This window comes from Pseudomonas sp. NPDC096925 (assembly GCF_044762545.1).
Classification (GTDB): domain Bacteria; phylum Pseudomonadota; class Gammaproteobacteria; order Pseudomonadales; family Pseudomonadaceae; genus Aquipseudomonas.
Window position 1 is genome coordinate 1,059,065 of record NZ_JBIWEM010000001.1, and the last position, 11,772, is coordinate 1,070,836.

Below are 11,772 nucleotides of genomic sequence, written 5' to 3' on the forward strand. Positions count from 1 at the left end.
GCTCTTCATGACGCGCTCCGTGGCCGCTGGGCGTTCAGGTATTCGCGCAATTGCTCGATCATTTCGCTTTGGGTGCTCAGTGGCATCAGCAGCACGCGCAGCTTTTGCGCCATCAGCTCCCAGCGCTCGATGCGTGCTTCGGCCTGCTGGCGGTAGGCCTGGCGCAGGTTGGCGTCCAGGGTGTCGAGCTCCAGCTGCGCGCTGCGCTGGGCGAAGCGCAGCAGGCCGGCGGCGGGCAGGGCGTGGTCGAGCGGGTCGGACACCGGCATCAGCAGCAGGTCGCAATGGCGCGAGAGCATGGCCAGGTGCTGTTCCACCTGGGCGGTGAGCGAGCGCTCATCGCAGATCACGATGGCCAGGCTGCCGGGGCGCAGCACTTCGCGGGCGCGGCGCAGGGCCAGGCCGAGGCTGTCGGCCCCGGGCGTGGCCTCGGTGTGCAGCGCCTGGTTGACCTTGGCCAGGCGGTTGAGCAGTTGCAGCAGGCTCTGCTTGCTGCGCCGGGGCTTGATTTCGTGGTGTTCGTTGTCGCCGAACACCAACCCGCCGATGCGGTCGTTGTGGCCCAGCGCGGCCCAGCCGAACAGCGCCGCAGCCTGGGCAGCCAGCACCGACTTGAACATCAGCCCCGAGCCGAAGAACAGCCGTTGGCTCTGCTCGACGAGGATGAAGATGGGCCGTTCGCGCTCTTCGTGGAAGAGCTTGGTGTGCGGTTCCTGGGTGCGCGCGGTGACCCGCCAGTCGATGTTGCGCACATCGTCGCCGGCCTGGTACACGCGTACCTGGTCGAAGTCCACGCCGCGCCCGCGCAGTTTGGAGTGGTGCAGGCCCACCAGCGGGCTGCGCTGGCCGGGCCGGGAAAACAGCTGGATTTCGCGCACGCGGTGGCGCATGTCGATCAGCTCGGCAAGGCCGATGCGGATGCCGGGTTGGGCCAGCGAGGCGGTGGGCATGGGCTCAGGCAACGGCGACGACGTCGAGGATGCGCTGGACCACGCGGTCCTGGTCGATCCCCGCCGCTTCGGCCTCGAACGAGAGGATGATGCGGTGGCGCAGTACGTCGAACAGCACCGCCTGGATGTCTTCGGGGCTGACGAAATCACGCCCGGCCAGCCAAGCGTGGGCGCGCGCGCAGCGGTCCAGCGAAATGGAGCCACGCGGGCTGGCGCCGTAGGCGATCCAGTCGGCCAGTTCGGCGTCGAACTTGGCCGGGGTGCGGGTGGCCATCACCAGTTGCACCAGGTATTCCTCCACCGCGTCGGCCATGTACAGGCCGAGGATTTCCTTGCGGGCGGCGAAGATGGCCTGCTGGCTGACCCGGCGCTCGGGCTTGGTCTCGCCGCCCAGGGCTTCACCACGGGCCTGCAACAGGATGCGCCGCTCTACCGCAGCGTCGGGGAAGCCGATTTTCACGTGCATCAGGAAGCGGTCGAGCTGGGCTTCGGGCAGCGGGTAGGTGCCTTCCTGCTCGATCGGGTTCTGTGTGGCCATGACCAGGAACAGCGGCGACAGGTCGTAAGTGCTGCGACCCACGCTGACCTGGCGTTCGGCCATGGCTTCGAGTAGCGCGGACTGCACCTTGGCCGGGGCGCGGTTGATTTCGTCGGCCAGCACCAGGTTGTGGAAGATCGGCCCCTGCTGGAACACGAAGCTGCCGGTCTCCGGGCGGTAGATTTCGGTGCCGGTAATGTCGGCCGGGAGCAGGTCGGGGGTGAACTGGATGCGATGGAACTGCGCCTCGATACCTTCGGCGAGCTCTTTGATGGCCTTGGTCTTGGCCAGGCCCGGCGCACCTTCGACCAGCATGTGGCCGTCGGCCAGGAGCACGATCAACAGCCGCTCGACCAGTTTCTCCTGGCCTAGGATCTGGGAAGAAAGAAAGGTGCGCAGCGCGATCAGCGCTTCACGGTGTTCCATCGGTGACGGTTCCTGGTGTGGGGCCGCAGGCGGCTGGAGGCAACTGCCCTGGCAAGGGGTGATACTTTAATCCATCCGGGGGGGTGGCGACCAATGGCGGTAGGGAAATTTATCCTTGCCCGGGGCCAGCAGGTCCGGAAATGTCCTGCATATGACTGGCCATTGACTGATGTTCCGCTGCGGCGTGTTGGCGCCTGCTTGTGTTTTTGCGCAAGCAGGAGGCACGAGGATGGACTTGAACAGCGGCAGCACAGCACGTATTACGCCGGTCACCCTGCGTTTTGGCGTGTTCTTTGATGGGACCGGCAACAACCTGAGCAATGTGATGCCGGCGGATGCTCCGGGGGGCAAGGGTGCCAGTTATGGCAACGCCTTGAGCAATGTGGCCCTGTTGCATGCGCTGTATCCGGCGCAGGGGGGCACGGCTGATGAGACCATGGTGTTTCTGAAACGCTATGTCGAGGGCGTGGGCACCCTGGCGGGGGAGGCGGATAATGCCTATGCCTCGGCCACCGGGAGTGGGCGTCTGGGGGCCGAGGCGAGGGTCGCCGAGGCCTTGGCGGGGATTGCCGGGCAATTGCAGGACTGGCGCCAGGCGCATCCGCAGGCAAGGGTCGAGCGGGTCGAGTTCGACCTGTTCGGTTTCAGTCGCGGCGCGGCGGCGGTGCGGCATCTGGCCAACCTCCTGCACGATGGCGGCGACGAGCGCTTGGCTGTGCCCTGCGAAATCGGGATCAACTTCATCGGCCTGTTCGACACGGTGGCGGCGATCATCGCGCCACTGCAGGGAGACCTTGACCCCGCCGATGACCGCAATGGTGGCTTGCGTCTGGGCCTGGGCGCGGACATTGCCCGGCAAGTGGTGCAGTTGGTGGCGGGGGACGAACAGCGGCACAACTTCCCGCTGGTGCGCAGCGACCATGACATCGTGTTGCCGGGCGTGCACTCGAACATTGGTGGTGGTTACCCGGATACCACGCAGGAGCAGGTGCTGCTGTGCAAACCGCAGTCTCAGCGGGTGCCGCTGGATATGCGCGCCGAGCACACTCGTGTGCATGCCTCAGTCAGTGCGTTGCTGGCGTCGTCATTTGGCGAAATGGGCGCGCCCAGGCCACGGGTGCTGGCCTGGGAGGTTCCGATTGCCGGTGGCCGGTCGAGTGAGGCGCAAAAGCAGGTGTACGCGGCGGTGTACCGCGAACGGGAAGTGGCGGGGCAGCTTTCCCGGGTGTACCTGAGCATCATGCGCGAGCTGGCGGTGCGGGCGGGGGTGCCGTTTGCGCCATTGGGCGGGCAGGCTGAGCATCGGCTGCCGGATGAGCTGCTGGGCATCAGCCGCAAGTTGCATGGGTTTGCCTTGGGTGAATACGAACAGCCTGGGTTGACCGAGGATGAACAGCAATTGTTGCGCGACAGGTACGTGCATGCGTCGGCGAACTGGAATGCGTTGAAGGGGTTGCACAACAGTGTGCTGGATGTGCTGTTCGTCAATCGGCCGGCGGCAGGAGGGCGGGTGGCGCACGCGAACCCGGCAGCTTGATCAGCCTGTACCGGCCTGATCGCCGGCAAGCCGGCTCCCACAGGGATAGCGTGTGGGTTGCGATCATTGCGGTCGAGGTGGAGCAACGGTCTTGTTCAAAATCTCGAAGCGTGCGCAATCCTTGTGGGAGATTGCCCAGCCCTTTGGGCTGCGCTGTCGCACAGGGAACAATGTTCGAGAGTATGTCACCTTCCCTTGTGGGAGCGGGCGTGCCCGCGAAGCAGACGACGCAGTGTATGGCACCGGCTTTGCCGGTGTTCGCGGCGGTTCGACGCCTCGACACGCCCGCTCCCACAGGGATTTGCGCCGGTCCCAGGCCTTGAAGGCAGTGCGATCGAGGTGGCAGCCGGCTTGCCGGCGATAGGGCTGCAACGCAGCCCCAGGGTTCATGCCGGGTGTCGACGTTTCCTGGCCGAATACGCTTCCTGTGCCAGGGTCAGCAGCACCGTCAGCAGCATGAACACGATCGACGCCACGAACACCCCGTTGGGCAGTTGCTGGTCGAGCATCCAGCCAAAGGCCACCGGCCCGAGTGCGCCGCCGATGCTGAAGCCGGTCGAGACCAGCCCGAAGGCTTTGCCCTCGGCCCCGCGTGGCGCCGCCGCCTTGACCAGCATGTCCCGCGACGGGGCGATGACCCCGGTCAGCAAGCCAATGGCGCCCAGCACCACTACCAACCCCCAGCCCCGCAGCAGCCCCAGGGCCACCAGCGCCGTCAACGCCGCGGCCAGGGCAAAGGCCAATGCCGCCACCAGGCCATGACGACGGGTCCGGTCAGCCAGGGCTCCACCGCATAGCACACCCACGGCACTGCTGAGCAGAAACGCCGTGAGCGCCGTGTTGGCCCAGGCCAGGGTCAGACCTTGGCCCTGGACGAGCGCGGCCACGGAGAACTTTTCGATGGCACTGGTGCTCAGGTTGAGCAACATGAACAGCACAGTCAGCACCCCGAGCATGGGCGTGAACAGTCGCACACGAGCTGCTGGGGAGCTAGCGCTACCTGTGATTCCAGGCCTGGCGACCTGATAGACGCCACTGCCTGGCACCGATATCAACAGCCAGGCGGCAAGCCCCGCTGCGGCGCCTGCCGCCAGGGCTGCCTGTGCGCCCGACACGGCAGCAATGCCAAGAAACATTGCTGGCGTTACCGCCGAGCCGAGGAAGCCGGCAAAGGTATGGATCGAGAACGACCGCCCCAGGCGGCCTTGTTCGATGCCGTTGGCCAGCAGCGCATAGTCGGCCGGGTGGTACACGCCATTGGCCAGACCGGCCATGGCCATCGCCACCAACAGCAGCGTATAGCCGGGGCTGACAGCAACCAGCAGGAAGCTGAGGCTGCCCAGCAGCAAGCCTGCCTTGAGCACCTTGCGCGCACCGTAATGGTCGACGGCATAGCCCAGCGGCGCCTGCACCAGGGCGGAGACGATGTTGAACACGGCCAGGGCCACGCCGAGTTCGACGAACCCTACCCCCAGCAAGCCGGGGAGCACGGGTAGCAGCGCCGGGATCAGCATGATGTGCACATGGCTGACGAAATGCACGGCAGCAATTTGGGTTAGAAGCTTGGGGCCAGCTTTGGGCATGTCGATACCTGTTGCAGGGCGTGCGCACCTGGCGCACGGCAGGGTGTTGGAAAGCCCGCTTACCGGGGAGAGTGGCTGAAACCGGGGAGTCGGCCGTTCAGTACGGCATAGGCCAGCAAGCCTATGACCAGCCCCCAGAACGCGCCGCCTATGCCAAACAGGCTGATGTTGGCCGCCGCCGCCAGGAAAGTGATCAGTGCCGCTTCGCGCGAACGGGCATCGACCATTGCGCTGGCCAGGCTGGTGCCGATGGTGCCCAGCAGGGCAAGGCCGGCCAAAGTGGTGATGAAGGTGGCCGGCAGGGCCATGAACACACTGGCCAGGGTGACGCCGAACACCCCCACGAGGATGTAGCAGACACCGGCAGCGATACCCGCGACCCAGCGTTTGTCCGGGTCTTCGTGGGCCTCCTTGCCAGTACAGATGGCGGCGGTGATGGCCGCGATGTTGAAAGCGTGCGACCCGAACGGTGCCATCAGCAACGAGCCCAGGCCAGTGACTGCCACGATCGGGTTGGCGCTGGTCTTGAAGCCATCGTTGCGCAGCACCAGCATGCCTGGCATGTACTGACCGGTAAGGGTGATCAGGAACAACGGCAGGGCCACGCTCAGGGCGGCGTTGAGGGAAAAGGTGGGCGCGGTGAACAACGGCGTGGCGAACTCCAGCCTGAGCGCTGTCAGGTCCACCTGGCCCTGGAGCAGCAGGTAGCCCAGGCCCAGCAGCAGAATGCCTACCACGGCATAGCGGGCGGTGAAGCGTTTGAATGTCACATAGGCCGCGATCAGTAGCCCGGCCAGCGCGGGGTCGACCGACAGGCCTCCGAATGCACCGATGCCGAACTGCAACAGGATACCCGCCAGCAGCCCGGCGGCAATCCCGCCGGGAATGACCCGCACCAGGCGTTCGAAGTAACCGGTCAGCCCCAGGATCACGAAGCCGGCGGCCGACAGCAGGTAGGCGCCGATGGCCTCGCTGTAGGGCACGCTGGCCAGCGCCGTGACCAGGAACGCAGCGGCCGGCGTGGACCAGGCGGTGATCACCGGCTCGCGGCTGTACCAGGACAGGGCCAGGCCACTGAAGCCAACGCCGATCGATACGGCCCAGACCCATGATGAAGTCAGCTCCGGGCTCAGCCCGGCCAGTTTGGCGGCCTGGAACACCAGGATGAAGGTGCCGCCGTAATTGACGATGACCGAAACGATCCCCGCCACCACGGGGTGAAGGATGTCTGTCAGCCGGAGCGGGGTTGGTGCGGTGTGTGCGGGCGTGTTCATCGGGGCCTCGGGCGTTCTGGCGCATAGGGGTTGGAAAGCCTGGTTTTTATAGCGTTAGAATGGCCGGTATAGCCCAGCCACTTTTCGATACATGGCCATACCAATGTTCAAGCATGCACAACTGGAGTCGGTGAAAGCCTGGATCGGCGACCCGGCGCGCGCGTCGCTGCCTTTGCACGTGCGGATCCAGCGGGCGATACGCCAGCTGATTCTCGAAGGGGCATTGCCCGTGGGTAAGGCCTTGCCCGCCTCGCGTGCACTGGCGACCTCGCTGGCTGTGTCGCGGGACACGGTCGAGGCCGCTTATGGCCAGTTGCACGCCGAAGGCTTCATCGAGCGCCGGGTGGGTAGTGGTAGCTTCGTCTCACCCCGTACGCAGCACCTGCCGGCGCGCGCCCGGGGCCGAAGGGTGAAAGCCCCGGTCGAGCCGCCAGCGCTCAGCCGCCGGGGCCAGGCGCTGTGCCAGGAGGGCGGGGTGCACAATTTCTTCGTCCCTCGGCCGTTTGCGCCGGGGGTGGCAGAAACGCGCAACTTCCCCTTGCAGACCTGGGAAAAGCTGCAGCGGCAGGTGTTCAGGGAACATGGCACCCAGGCGCTGCTGCACAGCGCCGCGCAAGGCACCGAGCCACTGCGGCGGGCGATTGCCGATTACGTCAATCTCGAGCGTGGCGCACAGGCCACGGCCGATCGCGTGCTGATCCTCACCAGTTCGCAGCAGGCGTTCAGCCTGTGTGCCCACGTACTGGCCGATGCCGGCGACCAAGTGGTTATCGAAGACCCGGCTTACCATGGCGCCAGGAAGGCGCTGGTTGCTGCTGGCCTGCATTGCATTGCCGTGGCCGTGGACCCCGACGGCATGCAGGTCGAGCAGATCCCACGGTTGGCCCCCCATGCCAGGGCTGTTTTCCTGACCCCGTCGCACCAGTTCCCTACTGGCGTGACCCTGTCCCTGGACCGGCGTCTGGCGGTGATCGAGTGGGCACGGCAACAACGCGCCTGGATCATCGAGGACGACTACGACAGCGAGTTTCACTATGCCGGCAAACCCACCGCGTGCGTGCAAGGCCTGGATGCCCACGACCGGACGGTTTATATCGGCACGTTCACCAAATCCCTGTTCGCCGGCTTGCGCATTGCCTACATGGTCTTGCCGCCGCAACTGGTCGGGCCGATGACCGCAGCGCGGACGTTGCAGGACGGGCATACGGCTTCGCTGGCACAACTGACCCTGGCCAGGTTCATCGAAGGTGGGCACTTCGGTGCCCATGTGCGCTTGATGCGGACAATCTATGCCGAGCGCCGCGATGCACTGGCGGCGCTGGTGCAGGCGCAGCTGTCCGATTTTCTTGTCGCGCGCGTGCCGGCGGGCGGCATGCAGATGCCCTGTGTTTTCACCAGGCCGATGCCTGAAGAACTCGTGGTCAAGGCGGCGCAGGCGGCAGGCATAGACCTGTTGGGGCTCAGTGCCCTGTATGCGTCGTCGAGGGGGGAGGCGGAAGTGTTGATGGGGTTTGCGGCGCATACCCCGGGCGAGCTGGCGATGGCCGTGGCGAAACTGGCGAAGGTATTGCGCCAGGTCGAGGCCAGCCAAGGGGGCGCAAAGCTGTTGCGCTGAGGCCCGGCAGCAGGACGCCGCCGGGGCAGTTGTCGCGGTCAGTTGGCCAGCTCTACCAGCAGGCTCTTCAGATAGTCGCAGCCTTGCGCATCCAGCGGCTGCAGGGGCAGGCGTGGCGCGCCGACATCCTGGCCGAGCATTTTCAAACCGGCCTTGATGGTGGTGGGCAGACCACGGCGGGTGATGTACTCCAGCAGTTCGTACTGGCGGTAGAACAGCGCGCGGGCTTCGGCCAGGTCGCCTTGCTGCACCGCGTCCCAAAGCGCCAGGTTCAGCGCCGGGATCAGGTTGGGTGCGGCGGTGCACCAGCCGGTGGCGCCGGCCACCAGGGCTTCCAGGGTGAGCGGGTTGCAACCGTTGTAGAAGGCCACCTGGCCATCGGTGGCCTTGAACAGGCGGTGCATGCGCTGGATGTCACCAGTGCTTTCCTTGACCATGGTCACATTCGGCACTTCGTTGAGGATGCGCAGGATCAGCTCCACCGACAGGTCGGTGCCGCTGGTGCCGGGGTTGTTGTAGAGCATGACCGGAATGTCGATGGCCGCACCCACCGCCTTGTAGTGGGCGACCACTTCGGCTTCGGTGAGCTTCCAGTAGGAGATGGGCAGCACCATCACCGCGGTGGCGCCGCATGCCTGTGCCAGGCGGGCGCGCTGCACGGTACGTGCGGTGGTCAGGTCGGAGACGCTGACCACGCTGGGCACGCGGCCGGCAATGCGCGCCTGGCTGAAGCGCACCACCGTTTCCCATTCACTGTCGGACAGGTAGGCGCCTTCGCCTGTGCTGCCCAGCGGTGCGATGGCGTGTACGCCGTCGGCGATCAGGCGGTCGATGGACGTGCCCAAGGCATCCAGGTCGAGCGTGCCGTCTGGCGTGAAGGGAGTGATGGTGTAGCCGATAACGCCGCGAATTACAGGTGTAGACATAACCAGGCACCTCTGCCGTTGTTAAGGAAAGGGTACAGCTTCGATCAGCCCAGGCAGTCGCCATGGGCACGCAAGGCACGGCGTGCGTAGTAGCTGAACGCGGCGCCATGACGTTTGGGGGTGGAGATCCAGTCGTGGGCTTCCTTGCCCAGGGCATCCGGGATGGGGCGGATGTCACCGGCGCCCATGGCCAGCAGCTGCATCTTCGCTGCGCGCTCGAACAGCAGGGCGAGCACGCAGGCTTCCTCGATCGAGCGGCCGGCGATCAGCAGGCCGTGGTGGGAAAGCAGGATCGCGCGCTTGTCGCCGATCGCCCTGGAAATGATTTCACCTTCTTCGTTGCCCACCGGTACGCCGGGCCATTCCTTGAGGAATGCGCAGTCGTCGAACAGCGGGCACAGGTCCATGTGCGAGATGGCCAGTGGCACTTCCAGCATCGACAGGGCGGCGCTGTGCAGCGGGTGGGTGTGGATGATGCAGTTGACGTCGGGGCGTGCGCGGTACAGCCAGCTGTGGAAGCGGTTGGCCGGGTTGGCCATGCCGCGGCCTTGCAACACGTTGAGGTCTTCGTCGACCACCAGCAGGTTGGAAGCGGCGATCTCGTCGAAGCCCAGACCGAGTTGTTGCGTGTAGTAGGTGCCAGGCTGCTCGGCGCGGGCGGTGATCTGCCCGGCCAGGCCGGAGTCGTGGCCACCGTCGAACAGGATGCGGCAGGTGAGGGCGAGTTTTTGTCGAGGGGTGTAGGTGTTGTCGGCCAGCGCCGTCAGCATCTGCTGCTGGGCGAGTTTGACCAGTTGGTCCTTGGGGGTCTGCATGGTGGTCGTCATGGGCGGTACCTGCATGGGGAGGGGCGATGGATTGCTGATCGGCGAGGAACACCGTCAGGACACAAATGCGATATTAATGACACAAAGTGTCATATGCAAGCGATGTGTCATCATCAGCGCCAGTCATCTGAGACTGCGCGGGGGAAGGTATGGCGGGGTTGTCAGAGGTGGTGCAGGGCAACGATTGGCAGGCCAGCCCTGGTCAGAGGGCTGGCACGTGCCCTTCAAGGCGCGCCGAACAGCATCGTCCAGTAAACGCCGTTATCGCTACGCGAGTTCTCGGCAAAGGCCGCACCTACCTGGGTAAACACCGGGTTCATCAGGTTGGCGCAATGCCCGGGGCTGGCCAGCCAGCCTGCCATCGCCTTGCTCGGTGACCCCTGGCCTGCGGCAATGTTCTCGCCGATCTGTCGCCCACGGTAGCCGGCATCCCATGCCCGATCCGCGGGTAGATCACCGTCGAGGTCGCGGTGCGCGAAGAAATTGTCGTTGGCCATCGCCCGGCTGTGGCGCTGCGCCGCCGTTCCCAGGGCGGTGTTCCAGGTCAACGGGCGTGCAGCGGCAAAGCGCTTGCGACCACACAGGCGCGGCTTCGCCCGTGCAGCGTTCACCTGTGCCAGCAGCGCGTTGCTTGCCGATCGCCTATCGCCAAGCTGGGCATCGAGCAGGGGCCGAGCCAGCAGCACCCGCCATTCGTTGCGTGAGCGACTCACACCGATATCGGCATATTGGCTATCGAGCAGGGCTGCGCAGTAGTCGCTGCGGAGCATGTCAAAGGCCTCCTCGGCATCTTGCGCGCCGACCAGGCGGATGGCCCGCACCTTCACCGCCTGATAACCCGCAGCCTTCAATCCTTCTCGCAAACCCCCGTCGTAGCCGACTGGCAATGCCAGTTTCGGTTTCAGCACCAGCGGCGTCGAGCCCCGGACAATGCGCCGCTCGCAGCGTTGTGGCTGGGTGCGATAGTCGTTGATGGCTGCCACCAGTTGCCTTTCCCCGCTGGCATGGGCGGGGTTGGCGAACAGGTGGAAAAAAGGGATGAAGCAGAGCGAGACAAAGGGGGAGCGACGGACTGCTTGGCGCATGGGGTGAATGGCTCTGTTGGATAACGACGGCAAGGCCGATTTGAGGGCTCGGCTAAGACTGTGCGGCTCAATACAGGTTCACGTGTACGCGGTACAATTTTTCGCGGGTACTCAACTTGAATGCTGCAACAAGGTAAACCGCAATGACACAAGCTACCGATCAGGCTTTTTACGACCGCGCGGATGCGCATATCGAACTGGCGAACCAGCAGATCGAGAAAATGGAAGACCTGGGCAAGGTCAGTGCCTCACTGACCTTCGGCGCCTCGCGCTTCAATGCCTGGATGAGTGCCCGCAGTTTCAAGACCAGTGCCGAACTGGCTGCCGCGCGGGAGGAGCTGTTGAAGTATTTCTGCGAGCAATACCGGATGATGCTCGAGGACAACCTGGACGAGCACATCGAGCATTTTGACCGGTATGTGCTGGGCAAAAGCGACTGAACCATGGGGGCGCGATCTCATGGAACTGCACAAGGCTCATTGAATTAGCAGGGACCCTGTGGGAGCCGACCGCTTGCGAATTCAGTCTTCTACCCGCCAGCGCAGCCTTATCGGGCCTTCTTTTCCAGAATCCGCGCCCCGGTACCTTCCTTGCCCAGCACATCCTCGGGGTTGCGCAGCGGGCATTCTTCCAGCGACAGGCAGCCGCAACCAATGCAGTTGTCCAGGCTGTCGCGCAACGCTTCCAGGGTGCGAATGCGGGCGTTCAGGTCTTCGCGCCAGGCGGTCGACATCTCGCCCCATTGCGCTGCCGTGAGTTTGCTGTTGGGCGCGTAGCGGCTGAAGGCCTGCCTGATTTCCTCAAGCGGAATACCCGTGCGTTGCGCCACCTTGATGATGGCCAGCGTACGCAACACCAGCGAAGGATAACGGCGCTGGTTACCCGCCGTACGGATGCTGGCGATAAGCCCCTTGGTCTCGTAGAAGTGCAGTGCAGACACCGCCACGCCGCTGCGTTTGGCCACTTCACCTACCGTTAGCATCCGTGTGTTGTCCGCTGTCATGCCTGCTG

The 11,772-nt window shown here is 64.9% G+C and carries 11 protein-coding genes; 3 read left to right on the top strand and 8 right to left on the bottom strand.

Annotation, left to right across the window (positions count from 1 at the left end; all coding sequences use genetic code 11):
* Positions 1-5: 5 nt before the first annotated feature.
* Positions 6-950, bottom strand: a complete 945-nt coding sequence (locus tag ACIQYU_RS05105; RefSeq protein ID WP_207831788.1) for a DUF58 domain-containing protein — start codon at positions 948-950, stop codon at positions 6-8.
* 4 nt (positions 951-954) lie between these two features.
* Complete coding sequence (locus ACIQYU_RS05110; RefSeq protein ID WP_013971644.1) at positions 955-1,914, bottom strand: MoxR family ATPase; 960 nt, start codon at positions 1,912-1,914, stop codon at positions 955-957.
* A 229-nt stretch (positions 1,915-2,143) separates the two neighbouring features.
* Between ACIQYU_RS05110 and ACIQYU_RS05115 the strand changes: the two genes are divergently transcribed.
* A complete protein-coding gene (locus ACIQYU_RS05115) occupies positions 2,144-3,451 on the top strand; it encodes a DUF2235 domain-containing protein (RefSeq protein WP_207831786.1) in 1,308 nt (435 codons plus the stop codon).
* Positions 3,452-3,837: 386 nt separating this feature from the next.
* Here ACIQYU_RS05115 and ACIQYU_RS05120 read toward each other — a convergent pair whose 3' ends face one another.
* Complete coding sequence (locus ACIQYU_RS05120; RefSeq protein ID WP_233687131.1) at positions 3,838-5,034, bottom strand: MFS transporter; 1,197 nt, start codon at positions 5,032-5,034, stop codon at positions 3,838-3,840.
* A gap of 59 nt (positions 5,035-5,093) precedes the next feature.
* Entirely contained in the window at positions 5,094-6,308 is a 1,215-nt protein-coding gene (locus ACIQYU_RS05125; protein ID WP_207831782.1) for a benzoate/H(+) symporter BenE family transporter, read from the bottom strand.
* A gap of 103 nt (positions 6,309-6,411) precedes the next feature.
* Between ACIQYU_RS05125 and ACIQYU_RS05130 the strand changes: the two genes are divergently transcribed.
* Positions 6,412-7,923: a PLP-dependent aminotransferase family protein gene (locus ACIQYU_RS05130; RefSeq protein ID WP_402798438.1), complete on the top strand. Its 1,512-nt coding sequence runs from the start codon at positions 6,412-6,414 to the stop codon at positions 7,921-7,923.
* Between the two features lie 38 nt (positions 7,924-7,961).
* Here the strand turns inward: ACIQYU_RS05130 and ACIQYU_RS05135 are convergent, their stop codons facing one another.
* The 3 genes from ACIQYU_RS05135 to ACIQYU_RS05145 form a co-directional block, all read right to left on the bottom strand.
* Positions 7,962-8,849 carry a dihydrodipicolinate synthase family protein gene (locus ACIQYU_RS05135; RefSeq protein ID WP_233687129.1) on the bottom strand — a complete coding sequence of 296 codons (888 nt, stop codon included), beginning with the start codon at positions 8,847-8,849 and terminating at the stop codon, positions 7,962-7,964.
* A 44-nt stretch (positions 8,850-8,893) separates the two neighbouring features.
* Positions 8,894-9,676: an aldolase gene (locus tag ACIQYU_RS05140; protein WP_207831776.1), complete on the bottom strand. Its 783-nt coding sequence runs from the start codon at positions 9,674-9,676 to the stop codon at positions 8,894-8,896.
* 224 nt (positions 9,677-9,900) lie between these two features.
* The gene (locus tag ACIQYU_RS05145; RefSeq protein ID WP_207831774.1) at positions 9,901-10,761 is read right to left on the bottom strand and encodes a CAP domain-containing protein; all 861 of its coding nucleotides are present in this window, start codon (positions 10,759-10,761) and stop codon (positions 9,901-9,903) included.
* A 143-nt stretch (positions 10,762-10,904) separates the two neighbouring features.
* Here ACIQYU_RS05145 and ACIQYU_RS05150 point away from each other — a divergent pair, with 143 nt between their 5' ends.
* Positions 10,905-11,201 carry a DUF3144 domain-containing protein gene (locus ACIQYU_RS05150; protein WP_207831772.1) on the top strand — a complete coding sequence of 99 codons (297 nt, stop codon included), beginning with the start codon at positions 10,905-10,907 and terminating at the stop codon, positions 11,199-11,201.
* A 107-nt stretch (positions 11,202-11,308) separates the two neighbouring features.
* Here ACIQYU_RS05150 and soxR read toward each other — a convergent pair whose 3' ends face one another.
* On the bottom strand, positions 11,309-11,764 hold the full coding sequence (gene soxR, locus ACIQYU_RS05155; protein WP_207831770.1) for a redox-sensitive transcriptional activator SoxR: 456 nt from the start codon (positions 11,762-11,764) through the stop codon (positions 11,309-11,311).
* Positions 11,765-11,772 lie beyond the last annotated feature (8 nt).